The organism is Halomonas sp. E14, from assembly GCF_052568415.1.
On sequence record NZ_CP199423.1, the window covers coordinates 1,007,150 to 1,024,639 of the forward strand.

General features: G+C 65.6%; 14 protein-coding genes. 9 read left to right on the top strand and 5 right to left on the bottom strand.

The window, feature by feature from the left end; genetic code table 11:
• Positions 1-98: 98 nt before the first annotated feature.
• The 4 genes from ACT7B3_RS04610 to ACT7B3_RS04625 are packed head-to-tail and all read left to right on the top strand — an operon-like array spanning position 99 to position 6,301.
• On the top strand, positions 99-1,319 hold the full coding sequence (locus ACT7B3_RS04610; protein WP_234245967.1) for a TolC family protein: 1,221 nt from the start codon (positions 99-101) through the stop codon (positions 1,317-1,319).
• Positions 1,316-2,776, top strand: a complete 1,461-nt coding sequence (locus tag ACT7B3_RS04615) for an efflux RND transporter periplasmic adaptor subunit (RefSeq protein WP_445157023.1) — start codon at positions 1,316-1,318, stop codon at positions 2,774-2,776. The genes ACT7B3_RS04610 and ACT7B3_RS04615 overlap by 4 nt, the downstream gene beginning before the upstream one ends.
• Before the next feature lie 11 nt (positions 2,777-2,787).
• Complete coding sequence (locus ACT7B3_RS04620; RefSeq protein WP_445157024.1) at positions 2,788-5,934, top strand: efflux RND transporter permease subunit; 3,147 nt, start codon at positions 2,788-2,790, stop codon at positions 5,932-5,934.
• Position 5,935: 1 nt separating this feature from the next.
• Positions 5,936-6,301: a copper-binding protein gene (locus ACT7B3_RS04625; RefSeq protein ID WP_086511137.1), complete on the top strand. Its 366-nt coding sequence runs from the start codon at positions 5,936-5,938 to the stop codon at positions 6,299-6,301.
• Between the two features lie 58 nt (positions 6,302-6,359).
• Here the strand turns inward: ACT7B3_RS04625 and ACT7B3_RS04630 are convergent, their stop codons facing one another.
• The 4 genes from ACT7B3_RS04630 to ACT7B3_RS04645 are packed head-to-tail and all read right to left on the bottom strand — an operon-like array spanning position 6,360 to position 9,943.
• Complete coding sequence (locus ACT7B3_RS04630; protein ID WP_086511136.1) at positions 6,360-6,992, bottom strand: response regulator transcription factor; 633 nt, start codon at positions 6,990-6,992, stop codon at positions 6,360-6,362.
• On the bottom strand, positions 6,989-8,614 hold the full coding sequence (locus ACT7B3_RS04635) for an ATP-binding protein (RefSeq protein ID WP_445157025.1): 1,626 nt from the start codon (positions 8,612-8,614) through the stop codon (positions 6,989-6,991). The genes ACT7B3_RS04630 and ACT7B3_RS04635 overlap by 4 nt, the downstream gene beginning before the upstream one ends.
• On the bottom strand, positions 8,614-9,273 hold the full coding sequence (locus ACT7B3_RS04640) for a 2OG-Fe(II) oxygenase (protein WP_445157026.1): 660 nt from the start codon (positions 9,271-9,273) through the stop codon (positions 8,614-8,616). Before ACT7B3_RS04640 ends, ACT7B3_RS04635 begins: the two co-directional genes overlap by 1 nt.
• Before the next feature lie 25 nt (positions 9,274-9,298).
• On the bottom strand, positions 9,299-9,943 hold the full coding sequence (locus tag ACT7B3_RS04645; protein WP_445157027.1) for a CoA pyrophosphatase: 645 nt from the start codon (positions 9,941-9,943) through the stop codon (positions 9,299-9,301).
• A 70-nt stretch (positions 9,944-10,013) separates the two neighbouring features.
• Here ACT7B3_RS04645 and ACT7B3_RS04650 point away from each other — a divergent pair, with 70 nt between their 5' ends.
• Positions 10,014-10,571, top strand: a complete 558-nt coding sequence (locus ACT7B3_RS04650; protein ID WP_445157028.1) for an NUDIX hydrolase — start codon at positions 10,014-10,016, stop codon at positions 10,569-10,571.
• A gap of 51 nt (positions 10,572-10,622) precedes the next feature.
• On the opposite strand, the gene ACT7B3_RS04655 is transcribed toward ACT7B3_RS04650, so the two are convergent.
• The gene (locus tag ACT7B3_RS04655) at positions 10,623-10,934 is read right to left on the bottom strand and encodes an NGG1p interacting factor NIF3 (RefSeq protein ID WP_445157029.1); all 312 of its coding nucleotides are present in this window, start codon (positions 10,932-10,934) and stop codon (positions 10,623-10,625) included.
• A gap of 229 nt (positions 10,935-11,163) precedes the next feature.
• Between ACT7B3_RS04655 and ACT7B3_RS04660 the strand changes: the two genes are divergently transcribed.
• The 4 genes from ACT7B3_RS04660 to ACT7B3_RS04675 all read left to right on the top strand — a co-directional run bounded on the left by ACT7B3_RS04660 (position 11,164) and on the right by ACT7B3_RS04675 (position 17,461).
• Positions 11,164-11,670 carry a fasciclin domain-containing protein gene (locus ACT7B3_RS04660; RefSeq protein WP_445157030.1) on the top strand — a complete coding sequence of 169 codons (507 nt, stop codon included), beginning with the start codon at positions 11,164-11,166 and terminating at the stop codon, positions 11,668-11,670.
• Positions 11,671-11,890: 220 nt separating this feature from the next.
• Entirely contained in the window at positions 11,891-12,868 is a 978-nt protein-coding gene (locus ACT7B3_RS04665; RefSeq protein ID WP_445157031.1) for a lipid A deacylase LpxR family protein, read from the top strand.
• A 217-nt stretch (positions 12,869-13,085) separates the two neighbouring features.
• Positions 13,086-14,318: an efflux RND transporter periplasmic adaptor subunit gene (locus tag ACT7B3_RS04670; RefSeq protein ID WP_445157032.1), complete on the top strand. Its 1,233-nt coding sequence runs from the start codon at positions 13,086-13,088 to the stop codon at positions 14,316-14,318.
• Positions 14,318-17,461, top strand: coding sequence for an efflux RND transporter permease subunit (locus ACT7B3_RS04675; protein ID WP_445157033.1), 3,144 nt, complete (start codon positions 14,318-14,320; stop codon positions 17,459-17,461). The genes ACT7B3_RS04670 and ACT7B3_RS04675 overlap by 1 nt, the downstream gene beginning before the upstream one ends.
• Positions 17,462-17,490: the final 29 nt, after the last annotated feature.

The following is a 17,490-nucleotide window of genomic DNA, read 5'->3' on the forward strand; positions in this document are numbered from 1 at the left end:
ACGAATAAATTGGCTGGTCATGAATATAAAGGAGTGCCGCTCTTTTAATGCACTCTGGCGAAGACGGAGGGTGGCTAATGGGGTCTCGATTACCAACGATGCTCGCAGTGTTGCTGAGCACAGCATTTCTATTACCTCTCTCGGCACTTTCAGAGCAAGTGTTATCGCTCAGTGAAGCGGAACGACTTGCTCTAATCGACGACCCAGCCACGCTGCGTTATCGAGAGCTGGCGGAGGCTCGCCGCGAGGCCGCCATCTCAGTCAGACAGCTCCCTGACCCCATGCTGATCATGGAGGTCATGGATGTTGCAAGAGATGGTATTTCCATCGATGACGATTCCATGACCCAGCTCCGTGTGGGCGTGCGCCAGACCTTCCCTCGAGGTGACAGCCGTCGGTTGGCCAGCGAGCGGGAATCGGCCATGGCCCAGGCGGAAGCGGCGCGAAGCAGCAATGCAGAACTGGCTGCAGTGCGCGCCGTACGGCGCTCTTACCTGGTGCTTGCCGAGCAGCGCGCCATCCTCGGCGTGCTGGAGCAGAGCCAGCCTTTGTTCGAGGACCTGCGTGAAATCACTGAGCGCGAGTTCGCTTCCGGCTTTGCCGACCAGCAGGATCTGCTGCGCGCCGAGCTGGAGCTGAGCCGATTGCATGACCGCTTGTTGAATGTCCAGGCGCAGGAGGCAGTAGCACAGGCTCAGCTAGCGCGCTGGGTGGGTAATGAAGCCCTCTCGCGCCCCTTGTCTCTCGACCTTCCCGAGCTGGCCGAGCCCGCGGGAACCTTGCTGGCGCATCCACTGCTGGATGCCGAGCAGGCCGTTATCGATGCCGGCAACCATGGCGTGGAACTGGCTCGTCAAGGATACAAACCGCAGTGGTCGGTCGAGCTGACCTACGGTACGCCGACGCAACGGGGCATGGGCATGCCGGATCGCATGTCGGCGATGGTCATGGTCGACCTGCCGCTTTTCACTCGTCAGCGCCAGGATCGCGACCTATCGGCCAGCGTGCATCGACGTGAAGCCGCCCAGTATGCCTGGGATGAACAGGCCCGCGAGTTGCAGCGCCAACTGGGAGAGAGCCAAGCCAGATGGCAGCTGATGAGCGAGCGTGAACGCCGTTATCAGCAGCTTCTGCTGCCCCAGGCCAGGGAGAACGCCGAAGCCGCCGAGCATGGGTATCGCAACCGTACGACGGATTTCAATTCGCTCGTGCGCGCCCGCCTGACCGAACTGGAAACACGCATCGAGGCCGTGCGTATCGGCACCCAGCGCCGCCTCGAGCAGGTGGATCTGCTCTATCTGTTGGGAGAAAACGCATGAAGGCATTGGCTGTTATCGTCCTGCTGGGGGCAGGGGCGGCGGCAGGCGCCGCCGCGGTGATCTATTGGCCGGATTCACATGCCCATGTCGCGCAAGCGGCGGGCGCGGCCAATGGTGAGAGGCAGGTCCTCTATTACCGTCACCCGCACAATCCCTCCGTGACCTCTCCTGAACCGCGTAAGGATGAGATGGGCATGGATTTCATTCCAATCTACGCGGGTGATGGCGACGCGACGCCCGGCACCGTGAGCATCAGCCCTGTCGTTCAGCAGAACATGAACGTACGTATCGGCTCGGTGGCTCGTGGCGATCTGGCGCGCCTGGTCGAGACGGTCGGCTTCGTCGACTACGACGAATCGAGACTCAGCCATATTCACCTGCGTACCCAAGGCTGGATAGAGGATCTCAGCGTAAGAACCACCGGCGAGCGGGTAGAGGAGGGGCAGCTCTTGTTCCGCCTTTATTCGCCGGAACTGGTCAATGCCCAGGAAGAGCTGCTGCATGTCATGCGGCGTGGTGGTAGCCCAGCTCCGGCACGGGAGCGCCTCAGGGCGCTGGGGATTAGTGCCGCCGAAATTGCCGAGATCGAACGGGCCGGCCAGCCGCGCCGACTGATCTCCGTATGGGCGGGGCAGAGTGGGGTAGTGGAGTCGCTGAACGTGCGTGAAGGCATGTATGTCACACCGGGCACCGAGGTGATGACCATTGCCGACCTCTCGCAGGTATGGGTGATTGCCGACCTGTTCGAGCATCAGGTGGATGCCGTGGCTCGAGGTGACGCCGCCCATGTGAAGCTGCCATTCCGCCCGGGCGAGCGTCTCGAGGGCAAGATCGACTATATCTATCCGAGCCTGAACAGCCCGACGCGAACCGTTCAGGTTCGCCTGGCCTTCGACAATCCCGATGAGCGGCTCAAGCCGGGAATGTATGCCGATGTCCAACTGACCACTCGACCGCTGCAGGGCGTCCTGTACCTGCCGGCCGAGGCCGTGATCCGTACCGGCAGGCAGGACCGCGTCATCCTGGCGCTGGGTGAAGGGCGTTTCCAGGCGCGTGAAGTTCAGGTAGGGCGTCGTGCCAACGGCGACCTGGAGATCATCGAAGGCCTCAAGGAAGGAGAGCGCGTGGTTCTCTCCGGCCACTTCCTGCTCGACTCCGAAGCGGCAGCCAGCGCTGAGCTGGCGCGCATGACCGAAGCCGAGGAGGAGAGCGCCGACGACGACATCTGGGCCGATGGTCGTCTGCTTGGTATCGATCGCGACGCCCGCATGTTGAACGTCGACCATGAACCGATCCCGCTATTGGGCTGGCCGGCCATGGTCATGGACTTTGCCATGGCTGATGGGCTCGAGCTTGATGGGCTGCACGATGACATGCCGATGCGCTTCCGCATGCGTGAGCGCGAGGAGTTCGTCTTCGAAATCACCGCTATCGAGCCGCTGGCTCACGACCACTGAGGAGTCGTTTCATGATCGAAAGGATCATCACGTGGTCGTTGCATAATCGCCTGCTGGTGCTCTTGGTGACGGCTATTTTCGTCGTCTGGGGGCTCTTCACAGCCAGGCAAATGCCGCTGGATGCCATCCCCGACCTCTCCGACGTCCAGGTGATCGTGCACACCAGCTATCCCGGCCAGGCACCTCAGGTGGTAGAGGATCAGGTCACCTACCCGCTGTCGACGGCCATGCTGGCCGTGCCCCAGGCGCGGGATGTGCGAGGTTTCTCCATGTTCGGTGATTCCTACGTCTACGTGCTGTTCGAGGATGGCACCGACCCCTACTGGGCACGCTCTCGCGTGCTGGAATACCTGAGCCAGGTGGCACCCCGCCTGCCGGCTGGCGCCACGCCGGCGCTGGGGCCAGATGCTACCGGGGTGGGCTGGGTCTATCAGTACGCCTTGGTGGACCGCAGCGGTAAGCTCGATCTGGCGGACCTGCGCTCACTGCAAGACTGGTTTCTGAAGTTCGAATTGCAGTCCGTGGTAGGCGTTTCCGAGGTCGCTACGCTAGGCGGCATGGTCAAGCAGTACCAGGTGGTGCTCGATCCGCATCGGGCGCGCGCTTATGGCCTGACACTTGCCGGCATCCGTTCGGCCATCGAGGGCGCCAACCGAGAGGCGGGCGGTTCGGTTATCGAGATGGGTGAAGCGGAATACATGGTTCGCTCCCGTGGTTATCTGACCGGCATCGAGGAGCTTCGCCTGGTGCCGGTTGGCCTTGGCGGTGACGGCACTCCAGTACTGCTCGAAGATGTGGCCGAGATCCGCATCGGCCCCGCTGCCCGCCGCGGCATCGCTGAGCTGGATGGCGAGGGCGAGGCTGTGGGAGCCCTGGTAGTCATGCGCCATGGCGAGAATGCGCTTGCCACCATCGAGCGTGTCAAGGCCCGCCTCGAAGAGCTGCGGCCGAGCCTGCCGGAAGGCGTCGAAATCGTGGAGACTTACGACCGCTCAGTACTGATTCAGGAGTCGGTGGACAACCTGACGGTCAAGCTGTTGCAGGAATTCCTCATCATTGCGCTGGTCTGTGTCGTCTTTCTGCTCCACTTCCGCTCCGCTCTGGTGGCGATCGTTGCACTGCCGATCGGCATCCTGGCGGCACTGATGATCATGCAGGCCAAGGGCATCAACGCCAACATCATGTCGCTGGGCGGCATTGCCGTGACCATCGGCGCCATGGTGGATGCCGCCATCGTCATGGTGGAGAACCTGCACAAGCGACTGGAGAAGGCGCCGCCAGGGGAGGATCGCTGGCATACCGTGGCGGAGGCGGCCAAGGAAACAGGGCGGCCGATCTTCTTTGCGCTGTTGATCATCGTGGTCAGCTTTCTGCCGCTCTTCACTCTCCAAGGGCAAGAAGGCCGCATGTTCCAGCCCTTGGCCTTTACCGGTACCTATGCCATGGCAGCGGCGGCCGGGCTGGGTATCACCCTGGTCCCGGTGCTCATGGGCTATCTGGTGCGCGGGCGCATACGCCCTGAGTCTGCCCATCCGCTGAGCCGCATGTTGATCGCCATCTACCGTCCCGGGCTCGATGCTCTGCTGCGCTACCCTTGGGCAACCATTGCAGCAGCAGTGTTGGTTGCCGCCAGCGTGGCCTACCCAGCCAGCAAGCTTGGCAGCGAGTTCATGCCTCAGCTCGACGAAGGCGATCTCATGTATATGCCGTCGCTGGAACCTGGCGCTTCGATTGGCAAGGTGCGTGAATTCGTGCAGCAAACTAACCGATTGATCATGTCGGTGCCGGAAGTGGAAGGGGTCTTTGGCAAGGCGGGGCGGGCTGATACGGCCACCGACCCGGCCCCCATCGGCATGCTGGAAACCGTCATTCGCTTCAAGCCGCGTGACCAGTGGCGCGATGGCATGACCAAGGCCGATATCATTCGCGAACTCGATGAGGCAGTCAGTTTCCCGGGGGTGGCCAATGTCTGGGTGCCGCCGATCAAGACGCGCATCGACATGCTCTCGACCGGCATCCGCTCGCCGGTGGGCATCAAGGTGGCTGGATCCGACCTGGCAGAGATCGAGCGTGTTGGGCGGGAGATCGAACGCGTGCTCCAAGATGTGCCGGGTACAGCGTCGGCGTATGCCGATCGCACCGCCGCCGGGCGTTACGTCGAAGTGGATATTGACCGGCGAGCCGCCGCGCGCCATGGCGTCAATGTCAGCGACCTTCAGGCCATCATTCAAACCGCCGTCGGGGGGATGAATGTGAGCGAAACCGTCGAGGGGCTGGAGCGCTACCCCATCAACCTGCGCTATCCCCAGGACTGGCGCGACTCGCTGGAGAGCCTGCGGGATCTACCGGTGATCACCTCGGCGGGGGCCTACCTTCCCCTGCAGGCGCTGGCACAGGTGGACATCGTGGACGGTCCGGCCATGATTCGTACCGAGAACGCACGTCTCAACGGCTGGGTGGTGGTCGACATCCGCGGGCGCGATATCGGCTCCTATGTGGCCGAGGCGCGGCAACGGGTGATGGAACAGGTCACGTTGCCTGCCGGGTACTCGGTGACCTGGTCAGGCCAGTACGAGTACATGGAACGGGCCAAGGAGCGCCTGCAGTGGGTGGTCCCGGTGACCATCGTGCTGATCTTCCTGCTGCTATACCTATGCTTCCGTAACGCTGCCGAGACTTTCATGCTCATGGGTTCGCTGCCATTCGCCGCCGTCGGTGGCGTGTGGCTGCTCTACTGGCTCACCTATGACGTCTCGGTGGCCGTGGCGGCGGGTTTCATCCTGTTGATAGGCCTGGCAGCAGAGTTCGCCGTGGTGATGCTGATGTATGTCCGCGGGGCAGTGGAGCAGCGGCGGCCCCGTACCCGAGGTGAACTGCGTGAAGCGATCATCGAAGGGGCGGTCATGCGGGTCCGTCCCAAGGCCATGACCTCGCTCACGGTGGTGCTGGGTCTGAGTCCGCTGCTGCTGGATTCCGGCCCAGGATCCGAGGCCATGCAGCGTATTGCCACGCCCGTGGTCGGCGGCATGATTTCTGCCCCCCTGGTATCGCTGCTGCTCATTCCCGTTCTTTATTGGCTATGGCAGCGACGACACTTCCCCGAGTCCGTCTCATCCGAGGCTGCGCTCAGCAACTCCAAAACCGAAGGAAACCTTTGATATGAAAAACAGTATGCTTCAGTTGGTGGTCGTGATGGGACTCATTATGGCAGCTCCGGCAGTGGCGAGCAGTGATCATGGACATGGCAAGCACGCGGCTCATGGTGCCCAGACTGGTCATGAACATCAGGAAATGCGCACGGCGGAAGGTGTCGGGATCGTACGGTCGATAGCGCAGGATGGCAGCAGTGTGCTGGTAGCACATGAACCTATCGCCGAGCTTCGCTGGCCAGCCATGACCATGGAGCTGGCGCTGGCAGATCCGGCGCTGGCCGAGCTGGTGAATACGGAAGACCAGATCATCTTCGTACTGCGTCAAACCGGCGAGACCGACTACGAAATCGTCTCTCTCGAGACCATCGACTGAGATTGGGTGCGCTACCAGCAAGAAGCCGGACGGCCGCTCTCTTCGGAGGCGGCCGTTCTTACTTCGGCAAGGGCTCCACCAGCCCCAGCGCCACGCAGAAGCGCACCAGCTCGGCCAGATTGCCGGCACCCAGCGCCTTCATGCCTCGCAGGCGGTAGATCTCCACCGTCTTGGCGCTGACGTCGAGGCGCTCGGCGATCTCACGGCTGGTCAGGCCCTCGGCCACCAGCACCAGGATTTGGCGCTCCTTGGGGCGCAGGGCGTCGTAGCGCGCGCGCAGGGTGTCGATGCGCTCGCTCACGGCGCGCTGGCGCCGATACTCGGCGAGCGCCTGCTGCACGGCGTCGATCAGCTGCTGCTGGTTGAAGGGTTTCTCGATGAAGTCGAAGGCGCCGGCCTTGAGGGCGGCCACCGCCATGGGCACGTCGCCGTGGCCGGTCATGAAGATCACCGGGGCGCTGTCGCCACGCTCCAGCAGGCGTTGCTGTACCTGCAGGCCGGAGAGACCGGGCATGCGTACGTCGAGCAGTACCGCATCGAAGCTTGCGGGGTCGGCGGCGAGAAACGCCTCGCCGTCGGCAAAGGCGCGCGTGGCCAGGCCTACGGAGTCGAGCAGCCAGGCCAGCGAGTCGCGCAGTGCCTCGTCGTCGTCGACCACGGCGATACGGGGGGCACGAGTAGGCTCGGTCACGGCTGGCTCCGGGGCGGCTTGCTGCGGTGGATGGGGCTTGGTTCGGCCAGCAGTGTACCGGTAAAGGTGGCGCCCTCGGAACCGTCGGTCAGTGCCAGGCTGCCGCCCATGGCTTCCATCAGCGAGCGGCTGATGGCAAGGCCCATGCCGAGGCCCTCCGGACGGCTGGAGTGGAACGGTGCGAAGATGGCCTGAGCGTCGTCGTCGGTAACGCCGGGACCCTGGTCGCTGACGCTGAAGGTCACCTCACGCCGGCCGCTGCGTCGCGCGCGGATCTCGACCCGCACGGCGGCAGGCCGTTCGCGGCTCGCTTCCAGCGCGTTGAGCAGCAGATTGACCAGCACCTGTTCCAGGGCGATGGGGTCGGCCATCACGCGGGGCAGCGTTTCCGGCAGCGCGTGGTCGAGGGCGATGCCGGCCTGCTGGTACTGCCACTCGCACAGGCGGCAGGCGGCATCGACCACGTCAAGCAGGACCACGGGGCGCGGTCGAGTCTGGCCCTTGCGCACGAAGGTACGGATATGGCGCAGGCGCTCGGCCAGTCGCTGCACCTGGGCATCGATCCGCTCGAGCGGCAGGGCCAGGTCGCCTGCGGGTCGGCTGGGGTCGGCGCGCAGCTGCAGCAGCGCGCCGCTGACGTAGTTGGCGATGGCGCCCAGCGGCTGGTTGAGCTCATGGGCGATATTGGAGGCGAGCTCGCCGGTGGTGGCCAGCCGGTTGGCATGGGCGATCTGTTCCTGGTGGCGCCGCGCCTGGGCCTCGGCGGCCTTGCGCAGGCCGATGTCGCGGTTGAGCAGCGAGAGGTGGTCGGGCTCGGCGCCGGGGCCGCGGTGGGCCAGCACCACGCTGAGCACCGGCACTGCCCCCTGGGTGCCGCGCATCTCCAGCTCGCCGCTCCAGGAGCCGTAGCGGGCCACGGCGGGCAGCACGATCTCTCGCAGGATGGCAAGCGAGCTTGGCGTGTAGGCGCGCTCGAGCCGGGCGTCGAGGCCCTCACGCGGCAGACCCAGCAGCCTTCTTGCCGCCTCGTTGGAGTAGAACAGCCGCTCGTTGCCGTCGCTGAACAGCACGTAGTCGGTGGTCGATTCCACCACTCGCGCCAAGCGCTCGCGGTTGGCCTCGGCGCGAATGCGCCGGCCCACGTCGCGGGAGACGCAGAGCACGTCGACCAGTTCACCGGTGGCTGGGTCGCGGCGGGTGCGGCTGGTGGTTTCGAACCAGACGTAGTGGCCGTCCTTGGCGCGAAAGCGGTAGGTCTGCTGGTAGAAGCCATCGTGGTAATAAATGCGCGGCGACTTGTTGAGCAGGTCGGCCAGGTCGGCAGGGTGGAACAGCTCGTAGGCGGATACGCCGACCAGTTCCTCGGGTTCATAGCCGAGCAGGTCGCGGGCGGCCTGCGAGGCGTAAAGGAAGGTGCCGTCGCGGGCGTGGCGCGAGATCAGGTCGGTGGTGCTTTCGGCCAGCCATTGGTAGTGGCGTTTCTCTGCGTCAAGCTCGGCGGCCTGTGCTTCGAGCTCTTGCCGAGCTCGTTCGAGAGCGGCATTGCGGGCTTCGAGTTCGGCGACCCGTGCTTCGAGGTCGGCATTGCGCGCCGTCAGGTGCGCTTTGCTGTCGCCGGCCATCAGCGTGCCGGGTCCACCCGGCCGCCCAGCGAGGCGTTGCGCCGGAACCAGCCGGCGATGCTGGCTCGCGGTAGGCGGGTGGGCAGCACCTCGTGGGGTACCTGCTCGGAAAGAAAGCAGGCGAAGTTGCCGGCCTCGGGACGTACCCGGGCCACTTCTCGCTCGGGGTCGTCGACGGCGAAGATCGCCATCTCGCCGCCGCCGTCGGCCGGCCAGTCGGGATTGAGATAGCCCACCGTGGAGACCACCCGGTTGGCGCGCCCGCGGAAGCTGTCCAGGTGCTTCTTGTAGAAGGCCCCGGGCGGGTAGTGCGCGAAGTGCGCTTCGTACTCGAACAACCCGAGGAACAGCGCCTGGTTCAGCTCGCGCTGCAGTTCGCCCATGGCCTCGAGGTAGCGGCGCTGGGCCAGGCTTTCGCGGTCGAGCCAGCGGATTGCATCGCCGCGAATGTCGCGACGCAGCTGGTGCTCGCCGCCGCGGCCGATGCCGGCGGCGGCCAGGGCGTCGTGCGCTGCCATTTCCGTCAGCTCCCGGTGCAGGTCGTGACACAGCTCGGTATCGAGAAAGCCTTCGCCAACGTACCAACCCTGTTCCACCAGGGCGTCGACCAGACGGGGCAGGGCGCTGGCCGCGTAGGCCGGTCGGGTGAGCAGCGACATGAGCGAGGTAGGACCTCCGGGGCAGTTAGGGCAGGCGCGTCTCGGTCGTCGAGCTGCGCAGCAGGCGCTCGGGAAAATAGCACAGTCGGCCGTGCGGCGGTTCATCGAACAGGCTGATGGGGCGTTCGAAACCTTCGGCCAGCAGCTCCACCAGCATCATGGCCGACAGCCCCCAGATCACCTGGCCCTGGGTATGGTAGCTGGGCACGTAGTGGGCCCGGCCGTTGACCGGTATCACGTCGGTGTGGTGGCGGCGGTCCTCAAGGAACAGCGCCAACGGCACTTCGAAGATGGCGTCGAGCTCGGTGGGGTCGGGTGCCAGCGGCAGGTCCGGCGGGATCAGGCCCACGTAGGGCGTGACCAGAATGCCGTGCAGCGAGATCACGTCCGACAAGCGGCCGAGCAGTTCGACCCGCTCCGGCGGCAGGGCAATCTCCTCATGGGACTCCCTTAGCGCGGTGACCAGCAGGTCGCGGTCGGCCTGCTCGCGCTTGCCGCCGGGAAAGGCCACCTGGCCGCTGTGGGTGTTGAGGTGGCCCGCGCGCCGGGTGAACAGCAGCGTCGGCTCCGGGCGGTCGACGATCGGCATCAGCACGGCGGCCTGGGGCATGTCGAGGCGCAGGCGGCGGGGAGCGTGTGCTTGCAGGCGCTGGCGAAGTTTCTCTAACATGGAGTTTCCGTCGGGTTTGGTTCCTTCTACCCGGGGGCCTTTGCCGACGTCAAGCCTGCCAGGGGAGACCATGAACTTCTGCAGCCACTGTGGCCATACCGTGCGCTTCGCGATCCCGGCAGGAGACGACCGCCCGCGCTACCTGTGCGACGACTGCGGTTCGATCCACTACCAGAACCCGCGCATCGTCGCCGGCACGCTGCCGGTGATGGGTTCGCGCATCCTGCTGTGCCGCCGTGCCATCGCCCCGCGCAAGGGCTACTGGACGCTGCCGGCAGGCTTCATGGAAAACGCCGAGACCACGGTGGAGGCCGCCGCCCGCGAAACCTGGGAGGAAGCCTGCGCCGAGGTCGCGATCCAAGGGCTCTACACCCTGATCAATCTGCCGCATATCAACCAGGTCTACATGATCTTCCGCGCAGAGCTGACCGGCGCCTTTTGCGCCGGGCCGGAAAGCCTCGAAGTGGCGCTATTCGAGGAGCATGAGATCCCCTGGGATGAGCTGGCCTTTCCCACCATCGAGCGTACCCTGCGCCATTTCTATGTCGATCGCGGCAAGGGCCACTACCCGCTGCACATCAGCGACATCACCGCCGAGGACCGCGAGCGCTACTTCGGCTCGGCCTGAGGCCGCGTGCCGCCTTGCCCGCAGGCGCAGCGGCACGGCAAGCCTGGCGCGTCACAGTGCTTCCAGCTTCCACACGTCGAAGGCCGGCTCCTCGTAGGGGTGGGCTGCCCTAAGGGCGTCGACGGCGTCACGGATCAGGTGATCCTCACAGACGAGCTCCACCTTCAGTTCCTCGACTTCTTCCAGGGTGCCCACCTGCCCGATATGCGGGCTGGCGCCTTGCAGCGGGCGGAACTGCCCCGTGCCAATGGTCTGGAAACAGCACGCTTCGTAGTCGCCGATGCGCCCGGCGCCGGTGGCGAAAACGGCGTCCTTGACGGCTTCGGCATCGTTCAGCGGAACGAAAAACACCAGCTTGTACATGGCGTCTCCTTGTCTTGGTGGCTGTCTGCCGTGAGTTGAGCGGGCCGCTGGACTGTGCCCCTCGCTGCCTTTTTGCCTAGCGTAGCGGTCTCGCAAGCCCAGGTCATGGTGGCGCGTTCAGGCTTGGGTCAAAAATTATTTGTTCAAAACTTGTACAGAATATATATTCAGTACAGAGAGTGGCGGCCATCGCCACCCCTTAATCATCCCCCTGCGAGGTAAAACACTGATGAAAACGCTTCAAGTGGTTGCCATGAAGTGGATGAGCGCAAGCCTGCTGGGCCTGATGACGGTGGGTGCCGTCCAGGCTGACCATCATGGTGACAAGCAGGATATCGTCGATACCGCGGCGGCAACTGGGCAGTTCGAGACCTTGGCCGCCGCGCTGGAAGCCGCTGGGCTGGTGGAAACGCTCAAGGGCGAGGGTCCGTTCACCGTCTTTGCCCCCACCGATGAGGCTTTCGCCGCGCTGCCGGAAGGCACCGTTGAGTCGCTGCTCGAGCCGGAAAACCTGGACCAGCTACAGGCCGTGCTGACCTACCACGTGGTACCGGGCAAGGTGATGGCCGAGCAGGCCATGGACCTGGACAGCGCCACCACGGTGCAGGGCCAGGACATCACCATCAGCACCTCGTATGGCAACGTGATGGTCAACGATGCCACGGTGATCCAGGCCGATATCGAGGCCAGCAATGGTGTCATCCATGTCATCGACAGCGTGCTGCTGCCCGAATAAGGCAGTCGCCCATGGCTGCACATTGCCAGCCACCCCTAGGGGTGGCTTTTTGCTGGCCGCCGCTTGGGCGTGGTTGCCAAGGGCCGTCGAGCGAAGCCTAGAACGGTTTGGGGCTGCGGGGTTTGAGTTTCAAAAGTGCGTTTGATTGAACTTGCCTGTCTCGCGCTTGGCTACATACACTCCAGTATGTTTGTTAGCTTGCTCAAGGAAGAGGCCCCGCATGAATCGAAGTCTCGGTTGCCTGATCGGTGCTCTGGTCCTGTCACTGGCGATACCGGCCGTGGCGGACGTGATCACGCTGCAGGTCGACAACGACGGCCTGGTGAGCAGCGACGATGACCACTACACCTCCGGCGTCGAGCTTGGCTGGGCTCGGTCAGTTACGGCCGACCACTGGTCCCAGTCACTGATGGCGGGTCTACCGGACGCCTGGTGGCGCCAGGTCGATAGCGTGGGCTACCGCGTCAGTCATCGCATGTATACCCCGGTGGACGTTGAGCGGCGCAGCCTGATTCCTGATGACAGGCCCTACGCCGGGCTGGTGCTGGCGGGTTTCTCGCTGCACGAGATCCGCCAGCGGGGCGCCTGGGAGCGGCTCAATGTGCTGCAGTTCGATGTCGGTCTGGTGGGCCCGGCCACCGGCACCGACAGTCTGCAGCGCGAGGTGCACCGTTTCACCAACAGCGATCGCCCGCGTGGCTGGCGCCACCAGCTGGGCAACGAGCCGCTGTTCAACCTGGCTTACCGACGCAGCTGGTGGCGCTCCCATCAGCTTGCCGGGCTGGAGTGGCTGCACGGCCCTGCCGCGGTAGGCGCGGTGGGCAACCTGATTACCCAGGCCGGGCTCGGCTACGGGCTGCGCCTGGGTCACGGCATGATGAACCGTCATGCCGTACCGTCGGCAGGCCCGGAGCGCATGGGCCTGCTGCCTGTGCAGCACCAGTCCGGTTTCGGCTGGCAGCTCTTTGCCGGCGCGGAGGGGCGCTATGTGGCGCATAACCTGCTGCTGGACGGCAACACGCTACGCGACAGCCATTCGGTCGAGCGCCAGGAGTTCGTCGCTGACGCTATCGTGGGACTGGCGCTGAGCTGGGAGCGTTGGCAGGCCAGCCTGGCGCACGTCTGGCGCAGCAAGGAGTTCCGCGGGCAGGAAAGCGCCGACACGCATGGCTCACTGTCTCTCTCCTATCGGCTGTAGCGTCGCTGTGTGCGGCCTGCAGGCGTTCCTTGTACACCACCCTGATGTGTCCTGCCGCTATGCAGCGGCGCTTTGCACATAGCGTCCAGGCTGATACAAGACTGGCATACATGCATGTATGTAACTATAATCGCCCACCTGTTTTCATCCCTGAGCGAGAGCGGGCGCCGGCCGGGCTCTCGCCGAAGCATCAGCCTTCCTGCAGCGGAGACCGCAAATGAACTTGTCGCCACGAGGGGGATTCCCCGCGAAATGGATCCTGCCATTGGGCCTGCTCGCCGTGCTGCTGGTCGGCTGTGACCGCGACGAGGGCGGTGGCGGTGCGCCCATGGGCGGTGGCGGAGAGCGTCCGCCCCCCCCGGTGGTGGTGGTAGGCGTCGAGCCGCGCAGCGTGGAGGTGATCGAAGAGTATGCGGCACGCGCCCGGGGTTCCCGGGAGGTGCAGGTGCGCGCCCGTGTCGAAGGCATTCTCGAGGAGCGGCTCTATACCGAAGGCCAATTGGTCAGCGAGGGCGACGCGCTGTTCCGCATCGACCGCGAGCCCTACGAGATCGCCCTCAAGCGCGCCGAGGCCGAACGCGCCAACGCCCAGGCCGAGCTGAACCAGGCCAACCGCGAGTGGCGGCGCATTTCGACCCTGTTCAACCAGAGCGCCATCAGCGAACGCGAGCGCGACAGCGCACTCTCCGCGCGGGAACTGGCGGAGGCGCGCTACGCGCTGGCGGAGACTGGCGTGGCCAATGCCGAACTCAACCTCAGCTATACCGAAGTGCAGGCGCCGCTGGATGGCCTGACCGGCCTTGAAAGCTTCCCCGAAGGCAGCCTGATCGAGCGTGGCACGCTGCTGACCAGCGTGACCCAGCAGGATCCGATCCATGTGCGCTTCTCGCTGCCCGAGCGTGATGCTGCGCTGCAGCGTGCCGCACGCCGCGCGATGAGCGATGCCCAGACCGAGGCGCCGCGGGAGGCGTGGCTGACCCTGCCCGATGGCAGCGAGTACGCCGAGCGGGGCCTGATCGACTTCACCGATAGCACCATCGACCCGCGTACCGGCAGCGTGTCGGCGCGGGCCGTCTTTCCCAACTCGGAAGGACTGGTGGTGCCGGGGCAGTTCGTGCGGGTGCGTGTGCTGGTTCAGGAGCTTGACGACGTCTTCCTGATCCCCCAGCAGGCGGTGGGCCAGGGCCCCGGCGGCCCGCGCGTCTTCGTGGTCGCCGAGGACCGGGCGCAGGCTCGCGATGTGGACCTAGGGCCCATCGTCGATAACCACCAGGTGGTGCTGAGCGGACTCGATGCGGGGGATCGCATCATTGTCAGCGGCTTGGTGATGCTGCAGGACGGCATGCCGGTTCAGGCTCGCGAGGCCGAGTCGGCCGATCAAGCCACGGGCGACGAGACCGCCGCCGAGGTGTCGCTCGACGCCGCCGACGTCGACGTCGAGGAGGCGTGATGCTCAGGTTCTTCATCGATCGACCGATCTTTGCCTCGGTCATCTCCATCATCATCATGCTGGTGGGGCTGGCGGCACTGCGGGCGCTGCCGGTGGAGCAGTACCCCGACGTGGTGCCGCCCCAGGTGGTGGTGCAGGCCGCCTATCCCGGCGCCAGCTCCACGGTGATCGCCGAGGCGGTGGCCGCGCCGCTGGAGCAGGAGATCAACGGCGTCGACAACATGCTCTACATGGAGTCGACCTCGACCGATGCCGGCAGCCTGCAGATCACCATTTCCTTTGCCATGGGCACCGACCCCGACCAGGCGGCGATCAACGTCAACAACCGCGTGCAGGCCGCGCTCTCGCGGCTGCCCCAGCAGGTGCAGACGCTGGGGGTGAGGGTCGAGGCGCGCTCGAACAACATCCTGATGGTGCCGGTGCTGTTCTCGCCGGATGGCAGCCGCGACGTGCTGTTCATGTCCAACTATGCGCTGCTCAACGTGCTCGACGAGCTGGTCCGCATCCCCGGGGTGGGTGACGCCTCGCTGTTCGGCGCCCAGGACTACTCCATGCGCATCTGGCTCAGTCCCGACAAGCTGGCCCAGTTCGACCTGACGCCCAACGACGTGGCCGCGGCGATTCGCGAGCAGAATGCCCAGTTCGCCGCCGGCAGCCTGGGCGCCGAGCCTTCGCCCCAGGGCCAGGCCTTCACCTTCTCGGTGACCACCCGCGGCCAGCTCTCCGAGGCCGAGGAGTTCGAGGCCATCATCCTGCGCGCCGAAGAGGACGGCAGCACCCTGCGCCTGGGCGACGTGGCCCGCGCTGAGCTGGGGGCGCAGAACTACGCCTTCTCGGCCACCTACAACGGCCAGAACGCCGTGCCCATGGGGGTCTACCTGCAACCGGGGGCCAATGCCCTCGAGACCGCCACCGCCGTCCACGAGGCGCTGGAGGAGATGGCGTCACGCTTCCCGGAAGGCCTGTCCTACACGGTGCCGTACGACACCACCGAGTTCGTCGAGATCTCCATTCGCGAGGTATTCATCACGCTGCTGATCGCCGTGGCGCTGGTGGTGGTGGTGACCTTCATGTTCCTCCAGCACTGGCGCGCCACCCTGATCCCGGTGGCGGCGATTCCGGTCTCGCTGGTCGGCACCTTCGCCGGCATGCTCGCCTTCGGCTTCTCGGTCAACCTGCTGACGCTGTTCGGGCTGGTGCTGGCCATCGGCATCGTGGTGGACAACGCCATCATCGTGCTGGAGAACGTCGACCGCCTGATCAGGGAGCAGGGCATGAAGGCCCGCGAGGCCTCCATCGAGACCATGAAGCAGGTGGCCGGCGCCGTGGTGGCCTCGACCCTGGTGCTGGTGGCGGTATTCGCCCCGGTAACCTTCCTGGGCGGCCTGACCGGCGAACTCTATCGCCAGTTCGCGGTGACCATCGCCGTCTCCGTGGTGGTCTCCGGCGTGGTGGCCCTGACCCTGACGCCGGCCATGTGCGCGCTGCTGCTCGACAGCCAGTCGCATCGCGTGGCCAAGCCGTTCCAGTGGTTCAACGCCGGCTTCGACCGCCTCACCCGCGGCTTCACCTGGCTGGTCGGCAAGCTCTTGCGCCATGCGCTGGTCGGCGTGGTGCTGTTTGCCGGCGTCCTGGCCGCCACGCTGTTCAGCATGTCGCGCCTGCCGCCGGGGCTGGTGCCCCAGGAGGACCAGGGCGTGGCGCTGGTGATGTACCAGCTGCCGCAGGTGTCGGCACTGCCGCGCACCGAGGCGGTGCGCGACCAGGTCTCGGCGATGCTGCTGGAGATGGACGAGGTGGATGAATTCACCTCCTTCGCCGGCTTCGACATCATCGCCGGCGCCCTGCGCAGCAACGTCGGCGTGGGCTTCGCCAACCTGGCCGACTGGAGTGAGCGCGAAGGCCCAGGCCAGGATGCCCAGTCGCTGACCGGCCGGATCATGGGCATGGGGGGCGGTATGCCCGAGGCCTTCGTGATCGCCTTCACGCCGCCGCCGATCATGGGGCTGTCGCTGACCGGCGGGGTAGAGGGCTATGTGCAGGTGCGCGGCGATGCCACCACCGAGGAGATCGCCGAGCTGGCCGGCCACCTGGCAGCCGCGGCCAATGCGCGCCCTGAGCTGACCAACGCCCGCACCACCCTGGACACCTCCATCCCGCGCTATCGGGCCGAAGTGGACCGCGAGAAGGCCCGCGCCATGGGCGTGCCGATCAACGAGGTCTTCGCCAGCATGCAGAGCACCTTCGGCTCTATGTATGTGAACGACTTCACCCTGGCCGGGCGCAACTGGCAGGTGAACCTGCAGTCCGAGGGCGAGTTCCGCAGCCAGCCCGAGGATCTCAATAAGGTGTTCGTGCGCTCCCAGGGCGGCGAGATGATCCCGCTCAGCTCCCTGGTGACCCTGACGCGTGAGGCCGGGGCCGATATCCTCAACCGCTACAACGTCTATTCGGCCGCCAAGTTCCTAGCCGATGCGGCACCTGGCTATACCACCGGGCAGGCCAAGACGGCCATGGAGGAGGTGGCCGCCGAGGTACTGCAGAGCGGCGATGTGCAGCTGGGCTGGACCGGCGAGGCCTACCAGCTCGACGCGGCCGCCGGCGCCGGTGGCCTGGCCTTTGGCCTGGGGCTGCTGATGGTATTCCTGATCCTGGCGGCGCAGTACGAGCGCTGGTCGCTGCCCTTGGCGGTGGCCACGGCGGTGCCCTTCGGGGTGTTGGGGGCGGCGCTGGCGGCCATGCTGCGCGGTTTCCCCAATGACATCTACTTCCAAGTGGGCCTGCTGGTGCTGATCGGCCTGGCGGCCAAGAACGCCATCCTGATCGTGGAGTTCGCCGCCCAGAACCGCCGCGAGGGACACAGCTCAACCGAGGCGGCCCTGGCCGCGGCCCAGCAGCGTTTCCGGGCCATCCTGATGACGGCGCTGACTTTCATCATCGGCACCCTGCCGCTGGTGTTCGCGACCGGCGCCGGGGCCAACAGCCGCCAGGAGATCGGCACCGTGGTGGTGGGCGGCATGATCCTGGCCAGCTCGCTGGCGCTGATCTTCGTGCCGCTGGCCTACAAGCTGCTCGACGACCTGACCACCTGGCGGCGCGAGCGCAAGGCGTCTCGGCAGGCGGCGGCGCACGCCAAGGGGTGAGGTACCGGCTCGCCGCCGGCTGCCGGGCG

Excerpts from the sequence above, each read along its gene's own strand:
- ACT7B3_RS04665 (WP_445157031.1), top strand. The coding sequence starts at position 11,891 with ATGAATCGAAGTCTCGGTTGCCTGATCGGTGCTCTGGTCCTGTCACTG.
- ACT7B3_RS04640 (WP_445157026.1), bottom strand. The coding sequence starts at position 9,273 with ATGTCGCTGCTCACCCGACCGGCCTACGCGGCCAGCGCCCTGCCCCGT.
- ACT7B3_RS04620 (WP_445157024.1), top strand. The coding sequence starts at position 2,788 with ATGATCGAAAGGATCATCACGTGGTCGTTGCATAATCGCCTGCTGGTG.
- ACT7B3_RS04660 (WP_445157030.1), top strand. The coding sequence starts at position 11,164 with ATGAAAACGCTTCAAGTGGTTGCCATGAAGTGGATGAGCGCAAGCCTG.
- ACT7B3_RS04635 (WP_445157025.1), bottom strand. The coding sequence starts at position 8,614 with ATGGCCGGCGACAGCAAAGCGCACCTGACGGCGCGCAATGCCGACCTC.
- ACT7B3_RS04625 (WP_086511137.1), top strand. The coding sequence starts at position 5,936 with ATGAAAAACAGTATGCTTCAGTTGGTGGTCGTGATGGGACTCATTATG.
- ACT7B3_RS04615 (WP_445157023.1), top strand. The coding sequence starts at position 1,316 with ATGAAGGCATTGGCTGTTATCGTCCTGCTGGGGGCAGGGGCGGCGGCA.
- ACT7B3_RS04645 (WP_445157027.1), bottom strand. The coding sequence starts at position 9,943 with ATGTTAGAGAAACTTCGCCAGCGCCTGCAAGCACACGCTCCCCGCCGC.
- ACT7B3_RS04610 (WP_234245967.1), top strand. The coding sequence starts at position 99 with ATGCTCGCAGTGTTGCTGAGCACAGCATTTCTATTACCTCTCTCGGCA.
- ACT7B3_RS04650 (WP_445157028.1), top strand. The coding sequence starts at position 10,014 with ATGAACTTCTGCAGCCACTGTGGCCATACCGTGCGCTTCGCGATCCCG.
- ACT7B3_RS04655 (WP_445157029.1), bottom strand. The coding sequence starts at position 10,934 with ATGTACAAGCTGGTGTTTTTCGTTCCGCTGAACGATGCCGAAGCCGTC.
- ACT7B3_RS04670 (WP_445157032.1), top strand. The coding sequence starts at position 13,086 with ATGAACTTGTCGCCACGAGGGGGATTCCCCGCGAAATGGATCCTGCCA.
- ACT7B3_RS04675 (WP_445157033.1), top strand. The coding sequence starts at position 14,318 with ATGCTCAGGTTCTTCATCGATCGACCGATCTTTGCCTCGGTCATCTCC.